At 41.8% G+C, this 22,586-nt stretch carries 23 protein-coding genes and 1 riboswitch; of the genes, 15 read left to right on the forward strand and 8 right to left on the reverse strand.

The annotated features are described in order from the left end of the window. Position 1: 1 nt before the first annotated feature. The gene (locus tag ED605_RS13275) at positions 2–940 is read right to left on the reverse strand and encodes a helix-turn-helix domain-containing protein (RefSeq protein WP_121979374.1); all 939 of its coding nucleotides are present in this window, start codon (positions 938–940) and stop codon (positions 2–4) included. A gap of 195 nt (positions 941–1,135) precedes the next feature. Between ED605_RS13275 and ED605_RS13280 the strand changes: the two genes are divergently transcribed. The 3 genes from ED605_RS13280 to ED605_RS13290 all read left to right on the forward strand — a co-directional run bounded on the left by ED605_RS13280 (position 1,136) and on the right by ED605_RS13290 (position 4,672). Further along, positions 1,136–3,241, forward strand: a complete 2,106-nt coding sequence (locus ED605_RS13280) for an alpha-galactosidase (RefSeq protein ID WP_121979375.1) — start codon at positions 1,136–1,138, stop codon at positions 3,239–3,241. 227 nt (positions 3,242–3,468) lie between these two features. Continuing rightward, positions 3,469–3,918: a LytTR family DNA-binding domain-containing protein gene (locus ED605_RS13285; protein WP_121979376.1), complete on the forward strand. Its 450-nt coding sequence runs from the start codon at positions 3,469–3,471 to the stop codon at positions 3,916–3,918. Between the two features lie 4 nt (positions 3,919–3,922). Continuing rightward, a complete protein-coding gene (locus tag ED605_RS13290) occupies positions 3,923–4,672 on the forward strand; it encodes a LiaF transmembrane domain-containing protein (protein ID WP_121979377.1) in 750 nt (249 codons plus the stop codon). 68 nt (positions 4,673–4,740) lie between these two features. Here the strand turns inward: ED605_RS13290 and ED605_RS13295 are convergent, their stop codons facing one another. Beyond that, a complete protein-coding gene (locus ED605_RS13295; protein WP_121979407.1) occupies positions 4,741–5,010 on the reverse strand; it encodes a type II toxin-antitoxin system RelE/ParE family toxin in 270 nt (89 codons plus the stop codon). 947 nt (positions 5,011–5,957) lie between these two features. On the opposite strand from ED605_RS13295, the gene ED605_RS13300 reads away from it, so the two are divergent. Further along, positions 5,958–6,806, forward strand: coding sequence for an alpha/beta hydrolase (locus ED605_RS13300; protein WP_121979378.1), 849 nt, complete (start codon positions 5,958–5,960; stop codon positions 6,804–6,806). On the opposite strand, the gene ED605_RS13305 is transcribed toward ED605_RS13300, so the two are convergent. Further along, a complete protein-coding gene (locus ED605_RS13305) occupies positions 6,803–7,459 on the reverse strand; it encodes a YczE/YyaS/YitT family protein (protein ID WP_121979379.1) in 657 nt (218 codons plus the stop codon). The genes ED605_RS13300 and ED605_RS13305 overlap by 4 nt on opposite strands. 444 nt (positions 7,460–7,903) lie before the next feature. Here ED605_RS13305 and ED605_RS13310 point away from each other — a divergent pair, with 444 nt between their 5' ends. Further along, positions 7,904–8,524 (forward strand): hypothetical protein, encoded by a 621-nt coding sequence (locus ED605_RS13310; protein ID WP_121979380.1) that lies wholly within the window; start codon positions 7,904–7,906, stop codon positions 8,522–8,524. A gap of 86 nt (positions 8,525–8,610) precedes the next feature. Here ED605_RS13310 and ED605_RS13315 read toward each other — a convergent pair whose 3' ends face one another. Further along, positions 8,611–8,817, reverse strand: coding sequence for a hypothetical protein (locus tag ED605_RS13315; RefSeq protein ID WP_225419154.1), 207 nt, complete (start codon positions 8,815–8,817; stop codon positions 8,611–8,613). 470 nt (positions 8,818–9,287) lie between these two features. On the opposite strand from ED605_RS13315, the gene ED605_RS13320 reads away from it, so the two are divergent. The 3 genes from ED605_RS13320 (at position 9,288) to ED605_RS14660 (ending at position 11,551) form a co-directional block, all read left to right on the forward strand. Beyond that, a complete protein-coding gene (locus ED605_RS13320; protein WP_121979408.1) occupies positions 9,288–9,530 on the forward strand; it encodes a hypothetical protein in 243 nt (80 codons plus the stop codon). A 190-nt stretch (positions 9,531–9,720) separates the two neighbouring features. Beyond that, positions 9,721–11,235, forward strand: coding sequence for a glycerol kinase GlpK (gene glpK, locus ED605_RS13325; RefSeq protein WP_121979382.1), 1,515 nt, complete (start codon positions 9,721–9,723; stop codon positions 11,233–11,235). A gap of 139 nt (positions 11,236–11,374) precedes the next feature. Beyond that, positions 11,375–11,551 carry a hypothetical protein gene (locus ED605_RS14660; RefSeq protein WP_162919813.1) on the forward strand — a complete coding sequence of 59 codons (177 nt, stop codon included), beginning with the start codon at positions 11,375–11,377 and terminating at the stop codon, positions 11,549–11,551. A 72-nt stretch (positions 11,552–11,623) separates the two neighbouring features. Here ED605_RS14660 and ED605_RS13330 read toward each other — a convergent pair whose 3' ends face one another. The 4 genes from ED605_RS13330 to ED605_RS13345 form a co-directional block, all read right to left on the reverse strand. Beyond that, a complete protein-coding gene (locus tag ED605_RS13330; RefSeq protein ID WP_121979383.1) occupies positions 11,624–12,061 on the reverse strand; it encodes a hypothetical protein in 438 nt (145 codons plus the stop codon). Positions 12,062–12,093: 32 nt separating this feature from the next. After that, positions 12,094–13,512 (reverse strand): 23S rRNA (uracil(1939)-C(5))-methyltransferase RlmD, encoded by a 1,419-nt coding sequence (rlmD, locus tag ED605_RS13335; RefSeq protein WP_121979409.1) that lies wholly within the window; start codon positions 13,510–13,512, stop codon positions 12,094–12,096. 400 nt (positions 13,513–13,912) lie between these two features. After that, positions 13,913–14,761: an aldo/keto reductase gene (locus ED605_RS13340; protein ID WP_121979384.1), complete on the reverse strand. Its 849-nt coding sequence runs from the start codon at positions 14,759–14,761 to the stop codon at positions 13,913–13,915. Positions 14,762–14,865: 104 nt separating this feature from the next. Continuing rightward, complete coding sequence (locus ED605_RS13345) at positions 14,866–15,348, reverse strand: GNAT family N-acetyltransferase (protein ID WP_121979385.1); 483 nt, start codon at positions 15,346–15,348, stop codon at positions 14,866–14,868. Positions 15,349–15,575: 227 nt separating this feature from the next. On the opposite strand from ED605_RS13345, the gene ED605_RS13350 reads away from it, so the two are divergent. The 7 genes from ED605_RS13350 (at position 15,576) to ED605_RS13375 (ending at position 22,557) form a co-directional block, all read left to right on the forward strand. Next, positions 15,576–16,433: an oxidoreductase gene (locus ED605_RS13350; protein WP_121979386.1), complete on the forward strand. Its 858-nt coding sequence runs from the start codon at positions 15,576–15,578 to the stop codon at positions 16,431–16,433. 618 nt (positions 16,434–17,051) lie between these two features. Then, positions 17,052–17,159: riboswitch (TPP riboswitch) on the forward strand. Between the two features lie 210 nt (positions 17,160–17,369). Then, positions 17,370–18,158, forward strand: coding sequence for a hydroxyethylthiazole kinase (thiM, locus tag ED605_RS13355; protein WP_121979387.1), 789 nt, complete (start codon positions 17,370–17,372; stop codon positions 18,156–18,158). Positions 18,159–18,192: 34 nt separating this feature from the next. Then, positions 18,193–19,014 (forward strand): bifunctional hydroxymethylpyrimidine kinase/phosphomethylpyrimidine kinase, encoded by an 822-nt coding sequence (gene thiD, locus ED605_RS13360; protein WP_121979388.1) that lies wholly within the window; start codon positions 18,193–18,195, stop codon positions 19,012–19,014. Continuing rightward, positions 19,011–19,664: a thiamine phosphate synthase gene (gene thiE, locus ED605_RS13365; RefSeq protein ID WP_121979389.1), complete on the forward strand. Its 654-nt coding sequence runs from the start codon at positions 19,011–19,013 to the stop codon at positions 19,662–19,664. The genes thiD and thiE overlap by 4 nt, the downstream gene beginning before the upstream one ends. A gap of 218 nt (positions 19,665–19,882) precedes the next feature. Next, positions 19,883–20,257, forward strand: coding sequence for a hypothetical protein (locus tag ED605_RS14805; RefSeq protein ID WP_225419156.1), 375 nt, complete (start codon positions 19,883–19,885; stop codon positions 20,255–20,257). A 17-nt stretch (positions 20,258–20,274) separates the two neighbouring features. After that, on the forward strand, positions 20,275–20,715 hold the full coding sequence (locus ED605_RS14810; RefSeq protein WP_225419157.1) for a hypothetical protein: 441 nt from the start codon (positions 20,275–20,277) through the stop codon (positions 20,713–20,715). A gap of 270 nt (positions 20,716–20,985) precedes the next feature. After that, positions 20,986–22,557 (forward strand): hypothetical protein, encoded by a 1,572-nt coding sequence (locus ED605_RS13375; protein ID WP_121979390.1) that lies wholly within the window; start codon positions 20,986–20,988, stop codon positions 22,555–22,557. Positions 22,558–22,586 lie beyond the last annotated feature (29 nt).

The following is a 22,586-nucleotide window of genomic DNA, read 5'->3' on the forward strand; positions in this document are numbered from 1 at the left end:
ATTATTTAAAGCGACGACGATAATTTTCCGTGTTTTTTGTGATGGGAACTTCTGGATCGAAGCTGCTACTATCAAGAAATTGTTGGGGATAGGCCCGACGAAATTGAGAAGGCGTCAAACTGGTATGCTTTTTATACATTTTCATAAATTGCTTTTCATCTGAATAATAGGCCATCCCGGCAATTTGTTTAATTGGCAGATTGGTGCGCACCAATAACTCGTTAGCCTTGTCAACCTTTAAGCTGTTAATATACTGAATAACAGTTTGTTTGGATTGTTGTTTAAAAATCCTAACCAAATAGTGAGGATTTAGGTCAAACGCTTCGGCAACGTCACTTACTCTGAGAGATTTTGATAAGTTTGCACGAATCCAACTTTTGATTGAATTAACTCGAGCTGCACGCTCAGTTAATGGCGGACCAATCACTTTTTGATAATAGTCTTCAGATAACTGAATAAGCAACTCAGTTAGTAAGTAATCAACTGATAAACTTGTAAAATAATGATTTGAGGCAACATCAAGAATTTGTTTTGCCAAAACAAATTCCTTTTCAACTGACTTAAGATTAAAGATGAGTGGTAAAACAGCAGTTTGGCCATCGAATAGATCAATTGGTTTAATGTTTTGCTTTTCCAAATCCACCACCTTTAAGCCATTGGGTTTGGTGAAAAAATGAAACCAGAAATATTGAGTACCTTCAGGAGAAACTTTATAACCATGTAGGTGATGGTAAGGTGGCAAAGCAAAAACGTCATTGACATTAAGCTCATAATGGTTATCGTCAACCTGCATGTACAAGGTTCCCTTAATGACAATAATAATCTCGAAGTTGCCATTGTGATACATAGGCTTGTGCATCCAATTTTTACCTGCCGTAAATTTACCTGAAGAAATGTGGAGGACGGGTGCACTGAGATTAAAACAGGTAACTGAAAGCATTGGTTTGGCCTCCTATCCGTGCCGAAAATGTCGAAACTGACTTAAGTGATAAAAGAACACCTAATGTGAGAAAAAATAGTTACAAAACAACACCTTTTCTATCACATCTTCCATTTTAAACGAAAGTGAAACCGATTACAATGATACTTGTAAGGTTAATTTAAAAGCTAGTTTAAAAATATAGGAGTGAAAAATGTGACGTTATTTAACATTGAAACTGATGCAACCAAAATGGGCTTTAAGATTTTAAAAAATCATAAAGTCGTTTTAACCACTGTTGGCACAAACGATTTATCTCAGGCTGATCCGGAGTTAAAACAACACATGACATTGGTGGAAGTTCAAGTTACCGGAAGGGATTTTCATCACAAGGGCTTGAGCTTTGTGGATACTAATCCTGGTCGTGATTTAAAATATGTCAGTCATCATGTTGAAGATCGGCCGGATGGCAAGTTATTAACTATCGTGCAAGAAGATGATGCTAAGCAACTGCAAGCAACCAGTTATTATCAGCTTTATCAAAACACGCCAGTGATTCGAAGTTGGGTCGAGATTAAGAATGTGGGAACAGAAGCACTGGGAATCGAATACGTTTCTTCCTTTGCACTAAGTGGGGTCAACCAGGCTAATGATCTGGCCGGCAACTATTCAGAAGACAATGTGATTTATATTCCTAACAACGATTGGACAGCTGAAGCCCAGTGGAAAGCCAATTCTTTAAAAGATGCCGGCTTGGATTATTGGGTAGATGGTGAAAAGAATCAAGCTTCTACCAAACGAATTAGTATTACCAATAATTCTTCCTGGTCGTGTTCCGAATATTCACCTAATGGCATCTTAGTTAACACTAAAACTAATCAGGCGGCAGTTTGGCAAATCGAAAACAATGGTGCCTGGCATTATGAATTGACGGATATTGGTCGTGGTAATTTATTGGCGATTCGTCTTTCCGGACCGGAAGAGCTGGATAATCACTGGTGGAAAAACTTAAAGGCTGGTGAAAGCTTCACAACAGCTCAGGTGGCATTTGGTCAACTATCCGGTGATTATGAAGCGGCTTTAGACGCAATGACTCAGTATCGTCGAAATATTCGGCGGTTAAATGAAGACAACAAAAGCTTGGCCGTTATTTTCAATGATTATATGAATGGCTTGTCCGGTGACCCGACGACGTCCAAAGAGATGCCCCTAATTGATGCAGCCAAAAAGGTTGGTTGCGAGTATTTTGTGATCGATTGTGGGTGGTACGCCCCTGGTTATTGGTGGGACAGTGTTGGTGAGTGGCAGCCTTCAGAAGAACGCTTCCCAGGTGGCATTGAAAAATTGATTCAATATATTCGTGATCAGGGATTAACCCCTGGCTTGTGGTTGGAATTAGAAGTAATTGGCATCAAGTCGCCATTGGCAGATAAGCTGCCAGATGACTGGTTCTTTATGCGTCATGGTAAGCGAGTCATCGATGCCGATCGTTATCACCTCGATTTTACCAATCCGGCAGTCCGAAAATTCGCTGATGAAGTCATTGATCGATTGGTTAAGCAATATGGTGTTGGATACATTAAAATGGATTACAACATTACGACTGGCATTGGCACGGAATTAAATTCAGACAGTGTCGGAGATGGATTGCTAAAACACAATCGGGCTTATCTGAAATGGCTGGATGCCGTTTTCAAACGTTATCCTGACTTGGTGATTGAAAACTGTGGTAGCGGTGGCATGCGTCACGATTACGCCATGTTACAACGTCACAGCATCCAATCAATGACTGATCAAACCGATTATGTTCGTAACGGCAACATCGCAGCGGTGGGTGCTTCAGTAGTCACACCAGAGCAATGTGCCATTTGGTCTTATCCACTGCAAAAGGGGGATGAAGAGGAAGTCATCTTTAACATGGTCAACGCGATGTTAGTACGAATTCACCAAAGTGGGTTGTTAAATAAAGTGACGGGTCATCGGTTGGATTTGGTTGCAGAAGGAATTAAGACATATAAAATTTATTGGGATAAAATCCCATCAATGCTGCCAATTTGGCCGGAAGGTTTGAGTCAACTGGATGATCCGTGGTTCAGCTACGGCTTAAAGGGTGATCATGAGCTTTATCTGGCCGTTTGGCGGGGTAAAGGTGACCAGGAAAATCATCAAATTGATTTAAGCCGTTATGGTCAAGTCACTCAGGTTGAGCAGCTTTATCCTCACGAGGATCGGAGTACGACCCACAAATTAGTTAATCAAACACTTGAATTAACTTTTCCAAAGCCTAAGATGGCTCGCCTGTATCGCCTACACTTAAAATAGACTTATTTCTTCGATTACTTTTAAATCGTGGTTGAGTGGCACACTTCTTGTCATTTAAATTAAGCGGCAGGAAGGCAGCTCTTGATTCCACGATTTTTTGTTTGAAAAGTTGTTGATAGAGCTAATTTTTTGACCGCTTAAGCGAATTAAGGCACCACTTGCGCAAAATAGATTTACCGGCTTAGCTTATAATGGTCTAATAAGGTTATAGGGAGTGGATGCAAGTCATGAAAGTTCGAGTGGAAATAGATAATGAATTAACTGATAAAGAAATCGTGATCAAAACGCCACACTATGATGCTCAAGTGGCGGCGCTGTATCAATCGGTTCAAAAATCATTTGGCCAACACCAGCCGCTTGTCTTTTATAAGGGAGCATCAGAGTATTACCTTGATTTGAGCGAAATTCTCTTTTTTGAAACGGACGGGCGGCAGGTCCTTGCACATACAAGTCATGATCAGTACGTGATTCATCATCGTTTGTATGAGCTGGAAGAGTTATTGACGGGGCGCTTTGCACGAATTTCCAAATCAGCCATTATTAATCTTGATCAAATCTATGCTTTGACCCACTCCCTCTCTAGTACAGTAGTTCGTTTTCAAAACTCCCCAAAGCGGGTTTATGTTTCTCGGCGCTATTACAAAGCGCTGAAAGATCGGTTAGAAAGAAGACGGTAGAATTATGAGAAAAGCAGTTAGACAACGTTGGTTAGCCGGTTTGGTGTTTTTGTTGGCTGCTCTGGCCTGGTTGTCGGTTGAAGTTGGGTGGTTAAACTTCCACGTTAGTTTAATGACTTTTTTGGTGACAATTGTTTTAGTGATTATTTTAGGGTCCTGTTTAATCAATTTAAATGTTTTTGGCAGTGTCTTTTCAGCAGCCTTTTTAGTGATGTTGTACGCAGGACCACTCGGAATTACACGACTCGTCCCATGGACAATTTTAGGCATTGCTCTGTTGATCGGAATTGGCTTGTCACTAATTTTGAGACCCCTTATCCATAAGCAACGCTGGAAAAAGTGGCAGCGATGGTTTGACTGGGATGATCAAAGAAATGACTGGCATCGACCAAATTTTATTGAAAATACCGGTGCTGACGATGGCTCCTATATTCACGTTAATGCTCAGATGGGCAGTGCGGACCGGTATATTGAAAGCCAAAATTTCAAACAGGCCGATATTCGAGCCTCAATGGCTGATGTGAATATTTATTTTAATAAGGCCAAGATCAAAGGAGATTCGGCAATCATTAATATTGAAGGTTATATGTGCGATATCAACATCACAGTCCCCAGTTATTGGCATGTGGTCAATCATATTGATCCGTATCTGGGTGGCGTTTCTGCCAACACCAAAACGGTAGATCCAAGTCAACCGACAGTCTATCTAAACGGCCGGGTTAGTTTGGGTGATTTGAAAGTATTGTATGCCTAAGGGAGATTGTTAAAAGCCGCCACAAAAGTAGATTTTTTAACTTACTTTTACGGCGGCTTTTCGTTGATCTAGATATCTCCATGGCGGCCAGTATCCAAAAATCGAATTTGGTCACCTTGATAATCGTAAATTAGCAACCATTCTCCCTTAATGAATAAAGCACGTTGCGGTTTTCGATTCTTAATAACGTGGTCATCATATCGCTCATCAGGGCGTCGGCCACTGGTAAGAATGGTTTCAATGGCTTTAAATTCGGCTTCGGAATAGCGGTTGGCTCGAATCATATTTCGATAATGTTTTTTGAAACGTGATTGGTATTTTACCCGATATTTCGTAATATTCACTTCTTTGTCATGGACTTTAAGCACATTATACCAAATAAAAAGCCAAGGCTGGGGGGCCTTGGCTTCGTAGTATCAATATTCTGAGGGGAATATGAATATGAAAAGTAACAAATTAATGGGGGTTAATTTATCACCTATCTCTTCTTCATGTTTTTAATATACAGGATAAATTTAAACAAAAAAGGACGAAACTGTGAATATTTTGTGATTTCTTTGGCGACACCTTTAAGAAAGTGGAAAAACAGTCGGAAATTTCTTAAATTCTATTGACAAATGGTGAAATTGTTTGAACTAAAACCAAAAAAGAAAAGGTGTGGGGGCACCTTTTCTTTGCTAATATCTTTATTAATTTGAGGGGGAAATGAAAGTGAAGCCAAAATAACCTGAATTTCGTTTTTAGTGGAAATTAATTAACGGTTCTTTGACATCTCTTCACTGTCTATAATGTACTCTAAAATTGTAACGAAATTATGCTCAAAATGTGAAGAAAGTGTGAAGATCGTCAAAACCGTTGAAGGGCAAGCCATTAGACGCCCTCAAAAAGGGTGGATTTTGCTTAAATGATCTTGCTGGACACTTTTTAGTCGAAAAAGGGGGCAAAGGTGATACGCTTACATTGATACAAAAGTAATATGTTTCCTACTTTTTTCACCACAAAAAAAGATAAGACACGGGGATGTCTTATCTTGATACCTATATTCTAGGGGAAGAATATGAATACAAAAGTAATAAATTAAATTAAAGGGGGATTTAATTTATTGCGGCATGAGTGAACTTACTTACCTCATGCAACAGCTATAACTATATAGGTGAGTTGTTTCCAAATAGTGAAATTTTTGTGAAGATTTTGTGAATTTATCGATTATTTTAGGAAATATATATGGATCTTTGCGTCAATTATGACATTTATGACATAAATTTAATTGTTGGGAGTGTTTGAAATGAGTTTCATGGCAAAAAGATTGCTCAAAAAATTTAAAAAAAAGGATTACAAAACAACGGTTAACCATATTTTTTTACATCCTAATCAAAAAGTCAGCTTGTTTACGGACAAAAAGTTTAATCAGCAGATTCATCTGATGAATTATGGCCAGGTCGTGACACTGCAGCCGACCGATCATCCTGATAATCAAATTTTATATTTTCATGGTGGTGCTTTTACCGTGCCGATGAATGCAGATCAGCTGGAGATGATTACTAAAATTGCAACTAAGGCGAACAGTTTGGTGCAGGTAGTTGATTTCCCGTTATTGCCAACGAATTCCTCTGCTGATCTCTTGGCATCGGCTCAAGCTGCCTTTGAGTTTGCCAAGACCAAGTCGTTGCCAATTTTTATTGTCGCTGATTCCGCTGGAGCTGCTTTGGCCATGCAGGTGTTGATTCGGCACGCAGATCAGATCGGTGGGACGTCGCTAATTTCTCCTTGGTTGGATATGGGATTAGAAGCGCCGGAGCTGGCAGCACGGGAAGCGACAGACGTCATGTTATCGCTGTCAGTGCTGCGACAAATTGGCAGGCAGTTCGCTGCTGATTTAACTGATGAAAATTGGTCAGATGTATTTAATCCGCAAAATTTAGAAGTTGGTAAAATTCAAATTTTTTACGGAGAAAATGAATTATTGGCACCGGTTAACCGAAAATTTATTGCTGCCCTTAATCAGGCAGCCAATGCTGAAGTAGAAGTGACGGCTTTTAAGGATGGGTTTCATGATTATAGTTTATGGTTTAAATTGCCGGAAACCAAAAAAACCTTTAAGAAAATTGTGGAATTTATTCGATCGTTAGTTTAAAGGTCCACATGATGTTTAAGCTTTGGAAAGGCGTGGGTATCCGACCACTTCATCATAGAGCCTTGGAAAATAAGCGCAAAGGCAGTTCCAAAGCCGATCGCAAAAACTTTGCCGGTAAACAGGTAGGCCAACGTTGAAATGATCACGGGTGGAATATAACTTAACCACTGCGATAGGACCGCGCTGCCCGAGATATATTTAAACCGAATAATGTAGGCCAGGTCATCGTTTGGGTGCATGATTAAATTTTCACGGGAATACATGGAAACGGCCATGGCCACGCAGAAGAGACCAATCATATCTAAAATTAGCCGTAGCCAAAAGCTATATGTAGGCACTCCTAAGGAATCAAAAATCCATTGAAAAAATTGAACCAGGTAGCTGAATGGAATGGTGTAAAGCAGGTTGGACACAAATCTGCGACGATCAAACGAACCGATCATCAGCTGGTTGGTAATGGTGACGATAATCCCATATAGGAAGAGGGTGGTCCCCAGCGAAATGTTGATCCACTTGGAAAGATTAACTGCCGAAGCTGTCCATACAGCGCTTCCCAGATTGGAAGAAATTGCCAGAGCATTTCCAGCAGAATTAATAATGATGGAAAGGCACAAGTAATTAAACCGCTGATTAAAATCTTGAATTTTAGCCATTTTATTTTTAAATCTCCTCAAAAATTTCAGTACGACTTATTGTATAATAATCTTTTGGGTTTGAAAATGATAGTGAGCGGACAAAAAGCGGTTAACACCCGGAGGATAAGGCGTCGATTGGGGAAATCCTGGTTCTGGATTTTTCCAATCGATCCCTTATCTGAAGTGGTCTTGCTTTTTGGTAGCTGTCCTAAAATAGTGAGCGGATCCAAGCGGTTAGACTCCGGAATGTAAGGCGTTAGATGGGGAAATCCCGGGCCTGGATTTTTTCATCTAATCCCTTACATGCAGGGGTCTACTTGGAGGAGCTGTCCTAGGAAAAGTGAGTGGAGCAAAGCGGTTAACACTTTGGAAACAAACCTAACACCAATCCTTAAATCACAGGTCTAATTGATTCAATTACTGAATTAATCATGTTAACATTTATGATAAGAAGGTGATCTTGTGGAAAAAGCATATTCAGAAGTTGAAGCAGAAAAAAACTTCGAAAAAAATCGCCTTTGGTTTGGTCGCTTTAAAACGACTCGTTCATTTCAAAAGCTGACAAAACCGGAAAAGGTAGCTGCAAAGTATGTCACACAGGCATTTGTTGGTTTAGCCTATCGGTATGAGTTACGGGAACCGCGACGTTACACTGCTAAGTTGGTTAGGGAAGTATTACTGGAGTTATTCCCTAAAAGAATTGCGGCCACTAACGTCTTTTTTACTTCAGTTATTCCTGTCATGCGGAGGTACTTCATCTTTTTAGGGGTTCAGCACAAGATCAGCAATGCCAAAACGTTAGTCCGTGCAATTGATGAAGTTAATACTCAACAATTGCTGGATGCACATCAAAATCACCAAAATTGGGATGCCCATAAGACAGAAGCAATGTCGATTTTAATGGGGGCTGAAGAACACGTGGCTCCCAAAAAGATAACCATCTTGGAGGATGATTATAATATGGGCGTTCCAATCAGATTCTGCTTTGATTTGGGTGTTTACCACAAACCCAAGAATATTATTTTACTGACAGAAGGGTTACGAAAGAAATTTGAACAAATTCTTTATGAAAAACACAACTAATCTTAATTTAATCAACAGAAGGCAACAATAATCCCCTTTCAAAACCAGTTGAAAAACTGGTTCTTGAAAGGGGATTTTGATTATGGTTAATTGAATTCTTTGATTTTAATAATCTCACTCAGCTTGATGGCAGTTACTCCTTTGGCTGGGCGGTTAATATAGGCCCGATCATCGTTCACTGCTGCAACGGTACCGGTAATATGACCATTGCTGGTGATCAGCATCACTAATTTCTGAGTTTTGTAAGCATTAATTAATTCGTTTGAAAAGTCTTTTGACGTAATTGTCATCATTTTCACCTCGATAATAACCTTAAGTATAGTGCAGGAAGAAGCAAAAAGTAAAGAGTGAGCGAAACTAAGCGATTAGATTCCGAAGTGTAAGGCGTCAGGTGGGGAAATCCCGGGTTTGGATTTTTCCACCTGATCCCTTACATGCAGGGATCTGCTTGGTGTAGCTGTCCTAAGAAGAGTGAGTGAAACCAAGCGGTTAGCATCTGGAGTATAAGGCGTTGATTTGGGAAAGCCTGGGCTTGGCTTTTTCAAATCAATCCCTTATACGGAACGATGCTGCTTGGCATAACTGTCCTAAGAAGAGTGAGCGAAACCAAGCGGTTAGATTCTGAAATGTAAGGTGTCAATCCGGGGAATTTCGGATCTGGTTTCTTAAAATTCATCTCCAATACAACTTTTACTGTCACTTTTTTCAATTTAGCGCTAAAGTGGATATATAGTGAGACAAGTGAGGTGAAATGAACATGGAGATGACGGAACGCCAATTAATCCAGGAAATTTTAAACACCGTCGATGTGATTTATAAGTTTGTCAACACCGATGATGATAAAAAGGAATACGAGATTGTGATTAATCGTCAGGATGGTGACAAACGACCACTCGAAGAGATTAATAAAGAAATCAAGCATTACTTTACCGACGCTAACTTTAGTTATGACGAGCAACTGAATACAAGCGACGGTGACGATATTCATGTTGACGTAAAACGTTAATTGGTCTAGTTGTCTGATTCTTCTAAATCATTAATTACTAGGCAATTTGAACTAAGTAGTGCATTATGGTATAGTTCATAATGTGCTTTTTTGTTAAGAAAATGGGATTGTCAAACAATTAATTCGGCGCGATTCATGGTACTATTTTTTCATAATAATGAAATCGTTTCCGACGATCGGAGGGAATTAGATGCTTACTGATAGACCAAAATATGTACTTTCTATTGATCAAGGTACGACGAGTACCCGAGCGATGATTTTTGACCATAATGGACGCAAGGTAATTGAAGCCTTTAAACCGATTAAACAGATTATCCCCCACAATGGTTGGGTAGAAACTGATCCAAATGAAATTTGGACATCGGTTCTGAACGTGATTTCGTCAGCTTTTATCGATGCCGGCATTCACCCGGAAGATATTTCCGGAATCGGCATTGTCAATCAGCGTGAAACAACGTTGGTCTGGGACAAAGAAACCGGTGACCCAATCTATAATGCAATTGGTTGGCAATCCAAACAAACCGCTGCTTTGGCTCGAAAGTTGAAGGATGATGGTTATTCGAATCTCATTCATAAGAAGACCGGATTAATCATTGACTCCTATTTCTCGGCAACCAAGGTTCGGTGGATTTTAGATCACGTAGACGGCGCTCAGAAGCGGGCTGAGAAGGGTGAATTACTTTTTGGAACCGTTGATACCTGGCTGGTCTGGAAGCTGTCAGGTGGCGAATATCACGTGACTGACTATAGCAATGCCAGTCGAACAATGCTGTTTAACATTCACGCGCTCCGTTGGGATGACGATATCTTGAGATTATTGAATATTCCACGGGCAATTCTACCAACCGTTAAAACTTCCAGTGAATTTTATGGGACAACTAAAAATTACCAATTTTACGGGATTGAGGTACCGATTGCGGGGATTGCCGGTGACCAGTCGGCTGCTTTGATTGGCCAGCTAGCGTTTGACCCTGGCATGATTAAAAATACTTATGGTGATGGTGCTTTTATCATGATGAATACCGGCACTAAACCGGAACTTTCTGATGATAATCTGTTAACCACAATTGCTTATAATATCGGTGGTAAAGTCACGTATGCGCTTGAAGGATCGATTTTTTCAGCCGGCACGGCGATGAGCTGGTTAGCGGATAGTCTGAAACTAATTGATAACGTTCCGGAATCCCGACAGGCTGCAATGAATTCGACAGACGATGATGAAGTCTATGTTGTACCGGCCTTTAATGGGTTGGGTGCGCCGTATTGGGAACAGGATGTTCGGGGCGCTGTTTTTGGCCTAACTCGTGGGACAACCAGGGAAGACTTCGTCAAGGCCACCCTGCAGTCGATTGCTTACGGCACAAAGGATATTATTCAAACAATGGAAGAGGATACTCACATGCATATTCCGGCTTTGAAAGCGGATGGTGGGGCATCGCGAAACAGTTATTTGATGCAATTCCAGGCAGATATCCTAAATATTCCGATTCAGCGGGCCGCTGACGAAAACACCACGGCTTTTGGCGCCGCTATTTTGGCTGGTTTAGCAGTGGGCTACTGGAAGAATTTGGATGAAGTCAAGGCATTGGCCGAACCAGGTCGACAATTCGAACCTAACATGGAAGCCGGTCGACGAAATCGGCTGTATCGGGGTTGGCAGGCCGCCATTGAAGCAACGCGTTCCTATCGCTTGACTAAACTTTAAAAATAATTGAACTTAATGGTAAAATAAGCAAAGATCAAATTATTGTGAGAAGGCGATTAAGATTCAAAATAATGGAAAAGCTAAGCGAAAGATCGAAGAAAGCTATGTTGTTTATGATGGTGAAAATCATGATGAAGTGATGAATTTTGTCAAGCCACTTGATAGTCATGTCACCAAAAAGAAAAATAAAATCCAAATTGTAACCCCCAGGGGCGCGACTTCGGTTGAACCAAACGAGGTCGTTGTAAAGAGCCTCGGTGATCGAATTGAGATTTTTACACAAGAAGAGTTTGAACAGGTTTATACAGCGCTATAACAAAGTCATCTAAAAAGACTGAGCCGTCATCACGTCATATCAACGCGATGCGACCCAGTCTTTTTAGATGGTTTATTGTTGGTCATTTTTTAAATAATGGGCGCTAATTAGCAGCTCTTTTGACCGCTGATCGGCAGGCGTATAGCCTAATTTGAATAAATGTTTGAAGTACATCATGTTATAAATCAGCATCCAAACAATGCCTAAAAAAGATTCACCTGTATAAAAGGTCATGTTTAAAGGTTGAACTAAATACATTGACAAGCCCATGCCGACAATGACTTCAACGCCGAGCATACAGAAAAAATTATACCAATCAGAGCGAAAAACCGGTACTAGGATTTGAAAGAAGAGCGCTGTAAATGAAAGTCCGACTTTGGCAATTCTAATTTGGCCCGTCTTTTTATTAACAACGGTCGCAAAGTTGGGTGGGATCGGAATCAGATTCCGTGGATCATTGTCGTTGTTATTATCGTTATTGTCATTACCATTTCCGAATGGATTTTGCATGATTGTCTCCCTTCTTGATGGTGTTTCAATGGTTATTTCTTTTTAAATTTTACAACACATTCGCATCGTGATGTTTGGGGCATCAGATCAACTGATTGGATATAAATGACCCGATACTTCTTCGTTAATTTTACTAAATCCTGTGCTAAAGTCGAAGGATTACATGAAATATAAACGAATTTTTTAGGCGCCACATCTAAAATGGTTTTGATTAATGAATCGGCTAGACCAGTTCTGGGCGGATCAACAATCATTGCGTTGGGCCGCCAGCCATCCTCAAGCCAAAGTGGTAAGAGCTTTTCAGCTTCGCCAACTTCGTAGATCGCGTTCATTATGCCATTTTTAATTGCATTGGCATTGGCGTCATCGACAGCTTCTTTGATGGTATCCATACCGCGAACTTCTCGGACCTGATTTGCGACCGAGAGTCCGATAGTGCCAACTCCGGAATAAGCATCAACCAATTTTTCTTTTCCGGTTAATTCCAGCGCTTTAAAAGCTTCTCGGTAAAGCACTTCGGTCATTTGAGGATTGACCTGTAGAAAGGCTCTGGCAGAAAGATCAAAGGATAGCCCGTTTAAGACCTCTGTAATGCGCTCACGGCCGGCTAAGTGAATCATCTTGTCACCCCAAACCAGGGATGTTTTACCTGGATTAACGTTTTGCATGACGGACACGACCTCCGGCAATTCGCTGGCAATTCGTTCCAAAAGGGGTCGTTTCTTCAGAAGTTTTTGGCTTTGTGTAATAAAGGTGACCTGTACCTGATTGGTAGCAGTTGCTGCTCTAACAACGACTGTTTTAATAATACCGGCATTCTTTTCTTCATCGTAAACCGGAATGCCCAATTCATCAATCATCCCTACAATGGCTCGCATCACTTTCATGGTTAAAGGATACTGCAGTGCTGAAGTTTTTAAATCAACAACGGTATGGCTGCGGTGTTTGTACAGACCGGCGATGACTTTTTCACCATCACTGCGGATCTGAAAGGTGGCTTTATTGCGGTAATGAATGGGTTCTGCCATGCCGATAGTTGGCAATAATTGATATTTCCGATAGCCGGCAGGTTTATATTTTTCCAGCGAATCTTTGATGACGTCTCGTTTGAATTCGAGTTGTTTGGAATAGGCTAAATTTTCTAATTCAAATCCGCCAACCTCATTTGCATAATCATCAACCGGTTTGATGCGATCATCACTTTTCACAAGAATTTCAACCAAGGAAGCTCGAATAAAATTGTGAAGATCTTCGGTCACTTCGGCAATCACTTTTTCAGTGGGCAGGGCACCGGGCACAAATACTAATTTATGTTCATAGTAGCCGATGCCCTCACCATTAATGCCGAGTCGTTTAATCGTTAGTTTTAAGCGTTCACCTTGTTGAACGTGAACGCGTGATTTGTTAGTATACATGAAACCGTCCTTATCTCTATAGTTATTAAGTATCATAGCACAGAGTGGAATCGGGTGCATCTTATGAGAGTGAGCGGAGCCAAGCGGTTAGACCCCGAAATGTAAGGCGTTAGATGGAGAAATCCCGTCCTTGAATTTTTTCATCTAATCCCTTACATGCAGGGGTCTGCTTGGAGGAGCTGTCCTAAGAGAGTGAGCGGAGCCAAGCGGTTAGAATCCGGAGTGTAAGGCGTCAATCTGGGAAAGCCTGGGTTGGGCTTTTTCAGATTGATCCCTTACACGCAGGAGTCTGCTTGGCGAAGCTGTCCTAAGCGTGTGGAAGATTAATACCTGGAGACTAAGACGTTAATTTAGAAAATCAAAAAAGGCACGACCCCCTAATTTGAGAATCGTACCCATAGCATAATCCACATAATGTTAGCATTCAGATCCTAAATTACCAAGTAGCGGTATCCGGATCGGTTGCCAAGCCGGCTTTTCCGTGGAAACCATCAATTGTTTTCATGTCAGCATTTGCTAAATTGAAGTCAAAAATGTCGGCATTTTCTTTGATGTATTTTTCATGAACTGATTTTGGCAGTGGCAAAAAGCCGTGCTGAAGAGACCACCGCAGGACCACCTGAGCCGGTGTCTTACCGTATTTGCGGGCAATTGGAGCCAGTTCCGGAATTTTAAAGATGCCGCCAGTGCCAAGTGGGCTGTAAGCTTCGGTCAAAATGTCATGATTGTTATTGTATTCAACGACTCCCGGCTGCATATCCGAAGGGTTGATGAACATTTGGTTGACCATTGGGGCTACCTTTGCCGTTTCAAGTAATGCATCCAAATGTTTTTCGCGGAAGTTGGAAACGCCAATCGCCTTAGCAGTCCCACTTGCATAAAATTCTTCCATTGCCCGCCAAGATTCGGCATTTGCCTGCTGCCAATTATTCCGGAAGTCAATCGGATTGGGCCAGTGAATTAAGTAAAGATTGACGTAATCAAGCCCTAATTTCTCAAGTGATCGCCCAAAAGCTTCCTTGGTTTTTTCATAACCGTGATCGGCATTCCAGAGTTTAGTCGTGACAAATAGGTCTTCACGGCTGACACCACTGTCGCGAATCGCTTGGCCAACGCTTTCTTCATTGCCATAAGCGGCCGCTGTGTCAATGTGCCGGTAACCGGCATTTAAAGCGGCTAAAACAGCGTGGTAAGCTTCATCCCCATTGGCTGATTGCCAAGTTCCAAAGCCAACCTGGGGGATTTTAACGCCGTTTGAAAGGGTATACGTATCCGTTAATGACATTTTGATTCCTCCTTGTGATTGCAAATCTTTTAATTCAATACGCTTATCGTACTTGAAAATGATAAATTAGACAAGTAGTGACCATTTCCTGTAACTGGCAGATACTAAAGGGCTAGGGAATAGAATAGGTCCATTGAAGAGTGTTCACCATGATTAAGTGGGTGGCCAAGATTTTTAAAGCCATATTTTTCATAGAGGTGGATAGCGGTTTTTAAGTTATGATGAGTTTCCAAATAGAGTCGTTGATAACCGGCACTTTTGGCAAATGAGACGGCCATGTCCAATAGTTGGTAACTTAAATGGTGACCGCGGGCACTCGGCGTTAGATAGAGCTTTTGTAACTCCGCAACGCCGTGAGCTGGATCATATTCACCGATTCCGACGCCTCCTAAGACCCGGTCATAGTGGTCAGTAGCCACAAAGTATTGGCGGGTAGAAGTTTGTTGATAAAACTCACTTAAATGGTCCAATTCTTTATCAAAGTAAGCTGTTCCTGGAATATCCAAACCATAAGCTTTTAATGAGGCACGAATGATGGTTGCTAATTGCGGATCATCAGTTTGTTGAATCGGTCGAATAAGACACATGAAAATCACCTTCTGTTGGTTTTGACAAAAATAGTAGCACATTTTTACCTCTAATAACAGGGATGCTAAGAATTATCGGCTGCTGATAGTTAATTGTTAAGCAGACCGGTTAATGACAAATTCGTTGATGGGTCGGCAGGAAACTGGTCGTGATATAATGGCACTATTAGAATCTTTATTAAACTGGGTTGCTTAGTGGTCGAAATTATGAAAGGACGGGATCGCTTATGAGTCGAAAAGTTGCCGTTGTGACTGGTGCGTCATCCGGGATTGGCAAGCAAATTGCTAAGAATCTTCATCGAAATGGGATGACCGTTTACGCATTATCGAGGAAAGTCTATCAAATGAATGAGCTGGATGATTTGGGAATTCACACGCGTCATTTAGATGTGACAGATTACGATGAAGTTCAGCAGGTAATTGACCAAATTGTTCAGGAAACCGGGCGAATTGATGTCCTGGTTAATAATGCCGGCTTAGGTGTTTTTGGACCAGTTGAAGAAGTAGATTTGGCAGCCGGTGAATACGAATTTAAAGTCAATGTCTTCGCTGTGATGAAGATGATTCAGGCGGTTTTGCCTGTCATGCGTCAGCAGAAGAGTGGTCGAATTGTCAATATTTCATCAATTGACGGCAAGATTTATAACCTCCTCGGCAGTTGGTATGTGGGATCAAAGTTTGCTCTTGAGGGAATTAGCGATGCCTTGAGATTGGAATTAAAACCGTTCGGTATTGATGTGATTGTCATTGAACCGGGCGCCATTCGCTCGGCTTGGAAAGACACGGCAACCGGCCAAATGGTAGCGGCAGCTGCAGATGGCCCCTATGCAAAGCTCGCCCGTCAATCGGCTGACTTCTTTTCATTAGCTTACAAGTTTGCGTCGGAACCCAGGGTCGTGGCCAGAATGGTGGATCGAGCGGCTTTTTCCCGGCGGCCCAAGACCAGATATGCAGGTGGTGCAGGCGCCAAGCCAATTTTATGCCTAAGGCGACTACTACCAGATCGGTGCTTTGATGCCTTCTTGACGGCAACCAATAAGTATGCTCAAAAGATCTTGAATAAACAGACGGCTTTTAATCGATAAAAACAGCAGCTGATTTGGCATCAGTTTTGTTGCAAAAGCTTCTATAATGTGTGAAAATGATTTTGTTAGATATGTAAAGGAAAAAGTTAAATTCTTTCTGAGGGGAAGAATTGAGGATGCGGTAAATTCAAGCCTTACTGGATCCCCTTTTTTCTGCTCTTTTTTTAAGAAGTTTCGTCTCCGTTAATTAACCGCTTGGCTCCACTCACTGTGAGGACAGCTTCGCCAAGCAACATCGCTCCGCATAAGGGTTCAATCCGAAAAATCCAAGTTCAGGATTTCCCGGATTGACGCCTTATGCTCCGGATGTTAACCGCTTGGCTCCACTCACTTAAGGACAGCTTCTTCAAACAGGTCTCTGCATGTAAGGGATTGATTTTAAAAATCCAGAACAGGATTTCCAAAATCAACGCCTTACATTACGAGACCTAACCGTTTGAATCCGCTCACTGAATTAGGACAACTCCCAAAAGCAACACCGCTCCTGCTAAGAGATCAATCTGAAAAATCCAAAAGCGGGATTTCCCAGATTGACGTCTTAGCATCCGGGTGCTAACCGCCTTTGCTCGTTCACTGTTTTTGTTGACTCTCCCGCCAACATCCATTATTCTTAAATTAAGACAACACTAGGGGTGTCGCCACAAGCGGCTGAGATGGATCTGTTCGATCTGGTCCCTTGGAACCTGTAAGACAATGCTTGCGTAGGGAAAGTGACAGTGAGACATATTGATAGCAGTGTTCGAGGATGATGAGCTATCTGTGTGTCGAAGTTATGGTTGTGCTCGTCACAATCTCGGTTGAGTTGAAGTGATCAAAAGCACTGATAAGGATTTTTCATTTACATAAAGAATCCCTCAATTATCCAGACGTTGGCATTTGGGCTGCAGGCAATTTTTAAGTTGTCGCAGCTCAATTTTAGTTTAAGGAGAAAAAATCATGAAAATTGACTTATTAACTACTTTACGGGAAAAGAACCCGATTGCCTTTAACATTTCCAACTTTGTGACGGTTCAAGACGTTGCTAACGGGATTAATGCGCTTGGTGCCTCGCCAATTATGTCTGAGGAAAAAAATGAAGCCGAAGCGATGGTTCAGATGGCCGATTCTGTCACTATTAACCTCGGGGCGTTTACCGAACAGCAATTAACCCAAATTGAAACGGTGATGACTTTCGCCAATCAATACCATAAACCGATTGTGGTCGATCCAGTGGCGGTTGGTGCAGTTCATTACCGATTGGAACGTTGCAATGAATTGCTGGATCAAAAGAAAGTGGCAGTCATTAGGGGAAATGCTGGCGAAATTGCAGCTTTGGCCGGCGTAGACTGGCAATCAAAGGGGATCGATGCCGGTGAAGGAACCGGTGACTTGGTTGAAACGGCAAAGAAACTGGCTAATCAATATCACTGTACCGTGGTTGAAAGCGGCAAGACTGATATTATTACAAATGGTGACGCAGTTATTCGAGTCTTTAACGAATCGGATTTATTTAAGCTGCACGTTGGGTCCGGCGATATGCTTTCCAGTACGATTGGTTGTTTTGTTGGCGTTGAGGATGACTACTTCGAGGCCGCTCAAACGGCAGTTGTTGTCTTCGACGTTGCGGGTGAAGTTGTGGCAAAATCGATGTCCCAACCACTAGCCGGCTCATTTGGACCTCGACTGATTGATGAATTGCATCTGATCGATCCAAAGACGGTTGAAAAATATGCCAATTTTGAATAATCAATGATCATTAAACTTGAAAGAGGTTTTTGAAATGGTAAATGAAACGGTACAGGCATTAACGATTGCCGGAACTGATAGTGGTGGCGGTGCCGGTGTGATGGCGGACATTAAAACCATGCAGGAACGTCACGTTTTCTCAGCAGCGGTTGTGGTGGCCGTGACAGCTCAAAATACCATTGGGGTGCAGGATTTTATGGCCATGCCTAAAAAAATGATCGATGAACAATTCGCATCAGTGGCGGATGATTTAAAGATTCGCGCTTGTAAAACGGGAATGCTGGCTGATGTGCCAACGGTTGAATCAGTCGTTGAAAACTTAAAGAAATATGATTTGGGGCCGCTAACGGTTGACCCGGTGATGATCGCCAAGGGTGGTGCCCGGCTATTATCGGAAGATGCCATTGCGACGGTTCGCGAAAAGTTATTGCCGTTAGCAGATATTTTGACCCCTAATCTCCCTGAAGCAGAAGAATTGGCGGGTATGAAGATTGAAACCCGGGATCAAATGATGCAAGCGGCTAAAAAGCTTCAGCAGTTGGGTGTTAAAAACGTTTTGATTAAGGGTGGCCATCAGGAAACCACGAAAGAATCAGCTGATTTTGTTTTATTGGAAAATGGTCATTCCTTCTGGGTTAGTTCGCCAAGAATTAAAACCAACCGAACTCATGGCACTGGTGATACGCTGTCATCTTGCATTACAGCTGAGCTGGCTAAAGGCCATGACGTTGAAACGGCTATTCGAACTGGTAAAAAGTACGTTCAAGCAACAATTGCCAATGGCATTCAGGTTGGTCACGGCCATGGGCCACTAAATCACTGGGCCACTTTCGACGAAGCGGGTGATCACCAATGACAATGCCTTTTAAAACGCCAATCTTGCGAGCCTATTTTATTGCCGGCACGCAGGATATTAAAGACCCAAATTTGACATTACCAGAAGTCCTTACTCAAGCACTAAAAGCGGGCATCACAGCGTTTCAATACCGGGAAAAGGGCCCCGGCTCACTTGATGCCACCGCAAAAGTGAAAATGGCGGAAACCTTAAGAGACTTATGTACCACTTATCGGGTACCCTTTATTGTGGATGATGATGTTGCATTAGCTCGTGAAGTTGGTGCTGACGGGATCCACGTGGGCCAAAAGGATGAACGGGTCACTTCTGTCATCCAAGAGGTAGGTCAGACCATGTTTGTTGGCCTATCCTGTGACACTGAAGAGCAAGTCAAAGTGGCTAATCAAACGTCAGGGATTAGTTATCTTGGAAGCGGCCCGGTTTATCCAACTGGTTCAAAAGCGGATGCTGATCCCGTTATTGGGGTGACTGGTTTGAAAAAACTGGTCAAGCTCAGTCAGCGGCCGGTAGTCGCCATTGGTGGCATTACAGAGGAAAATATTGCCGAATTGCCGGATACCGGTGCGGCTGGAGCAGCAGTAATTTCGATGATTGCGCAAAGCTCGGACATCACTCAAACCGTCAAGCGAATGCGGACAGTGTTTGGTTAAAATGCTAAGCGTTTGGCTTCGCTCACTGAATATAGGACAGCTACACCAAACAGCATCATTCCATATAAGGGATCGATTGGAAAAATCCAAGCCCGGGATTTCCCCAATCGACGCCTTATATTCCAGATGCTAAGCGTTTGGCTTCGCTCACTTTGCTAATTTTCCCCCATTACCGTATGATTAAGGTAGTAATTCTTAACGAATGGCAGTGAGAATAAATGGCGACTCAATCATCGCGGAGCCTCTCCGCACAATTTCGTAAAATACAGGAACAAATTGATAAAGGTAAACCCGGGAAGATCATCGCCAATACTAAGCTAAATGGCAATCAGCACCGGTTTCGGGTTCAATCCCATGGTAAAGCGATTGATTTCAATGGGCCTGAATGGCTGGTTGACAGCTTTCGTCAGGCGAGTGAAAGTGGTCGTCAACTGGAAGATCGGTATCCGGCTCATAAGACCTTTTTTGAACGGATTGCCAAGCTGCACTGGTCGTGGATTGATCAAATGCCACTGGATGTCAATCGAATCGATCAGTTGTTGGAATTAGATAATCAGGCACTGAATCAAGTGTTTGTGGACACTGACTGCTAAATCAGAATTTGGATGATTTGGCAGCGGCTTTAGATAGTGGTCATGCCAAACAAATTAGAATTATCAAACGGTTGCTGGGGGAGTCCCGTGACAATTACATCGTGTTGTTTAACGTGTTGTTTTCAATCTTGGAAATGGTGACGGTCCAAAAATACGGCAAGTCACGAACGGCAACGTGGAATTATAACCCATCATTAAATGAAATTAAGCGAATTAACGAGCAGATCAAAACCGACCGCCATAAACAATTTGGCCGACTGCTTGAACTTAACGAATTGGATGTGTTATCCGGATTATATAAATTTTTTGATTTTAATTCCTATAATCTGGAGACAATGCCTTATTCCAGGCATACGGTTGAACACGGAAAGTTTGATCCAAACAATTACACGTTTACTGAATTTATGCAGTTAGTGATTCTAACCCGTAACATTGCGGTTTCACTTCAGGACAATTAAGCTTGGTTTGCCCTTATTCATTTTTGAACAATTAACAGATGGTCTTGACTAGTCGAATAGTTGAGGCCATCTGTTTTTGAGTGAAGCTATTAGCTAACGGTTTTCAATCACATTCATTTTTTAAAAAATGTTACACTGTAGTTACTTGCTGATTACATTTATTGGGTTTCAATGAAAACGGAGGCGTAAGCCTTGTACTTTTTCGTTAAACTCGTTATAAATGAATATGAGTCATTTATTTTTTATTTCAAATTAAGGTGGGGATATGTAATGAAGGGACATTTTAAGTTTGCTGTGCTGACAGCACTCTTATTTGCGTCCGCCGGAATATTCGGAATCGCTGCTAACGCCAACGCTGACGTTATCGATGAACCCGGCTCGGCTGGCTCAATCAAACAAGTTAATGCCGGTAACGTGTTAAAGGACTATGACGAAGAATCTCTTAATACGGTCAATAATGATACACCACAGGGGAATACATCCAGAAAGTACGCTAAGTATGATCTTGACCCAACTGGCTATAACTATACGAACTCCTACTCAACAATTGCTGGCAGTTCACAATCCAATACATTTAAGACCAAGTGGTTTTTGCCGGATGGTTTTAACGTTTCCGACTTGCAACATGGGAACTTCCAAAGTGTCACCATGGATGATAGTGGGAACGTTTACTTCGTTGAATCAAACGGTACCAATACCAATCAAGGGGCGATTGTTAAATTTAACATGGCCAAACTCCAGCAGCTTGGTGTTAACAATCAGCCTTTAGCCCTCTGGCAAGCGTTTGATTACTTCAATCCGTATACGACTGATGGTCAAGCACATAACCAGGAATATGAGGATGCGTACAATCAAATGAAGGGGTCATTTGATCAAATCAAGACATTAAATAATACGCTGAACCAAAACAAATCTTGGCAAAACAACCAGGTCAACTATCAGAAGAATGCGCAAAAGTGGTATTATTACTGGAAGAATAAGAGGGCCAAGAACCAGAAGATTGTCAAATCAGCCAAGTACTCCTATACTTCCAAGCAAAAAGCCAAAAAAGTTGTTAAACAGGCAACTGCCAAGATGGCGCAATGGATGAAGTCTTATCAGATGCATAAGAAGAAAGTTGCTAATTACGACAAGAAGATTGCTTCCATCCAAAATCAAATTAATACGTATCAGAGTCAGGTTGATGCGGTTAAGTCGCAGAATCCTGAAATGTTTAAATACGTTGATATTGCCCAAACGGCGCAGTTGTCTCCAGAAGTTGATATTGGTCACGGGCAAACGTTAGCCTTTAATCCGCAAAATAAACACATTTATTTAGCTGAAGATAATACGTTAAGCGATTTGAAGAGTCGTGATGAAAACAACACTGTTCTTGAAATGGATCCGAATACGCTAAAACCAATTCGCGAGTACAACTTCAAGATGTATCATGGTGACAGTGCCAACCTACAGCTTCATACATTGGCTTTTGATAAGAATGGCAATGCTTATTGGGGCCGTAAATATGGCAAAGGGTATATTCTCTTCTATGGTCGCTTAGATGAAAACGGCGTGTCCTTCCAAGCTTCTCAAAACATGGTCGGTAACCGTGGCGGCAGTACCAATCAAGGGATGAGTTATAATCCACAAAATGACCGGGTTTACTTCGTCTCTGATGATATTTTGACGTCAATTCCGGCTGATAAGGTTCGCAACAGTGACTTTAATGCCGATGACATTCATTATCAGGCTTTTGATTCCAAACGTGAATTTGAAAGCTTAACGTTTGATCAAGATGGTTATGGCTACCTCTTGGCATTGTGGCCACCTGAGTTAATGCAGTCGACGTCACCGTTAAATTAATGGATCGGTGATCCGATAGATTTATAATA

This window comes from Lentilactobacillus raoultii, assembly GCF_900411375.1.
GTDB classification, from domain to species: domain Bacteria; phylum Bacillota; class Bacilli; order Lactobacillales; family Lactobacillaceae; genus Lentilactobacillus; species Lentilactobacillus raoultii.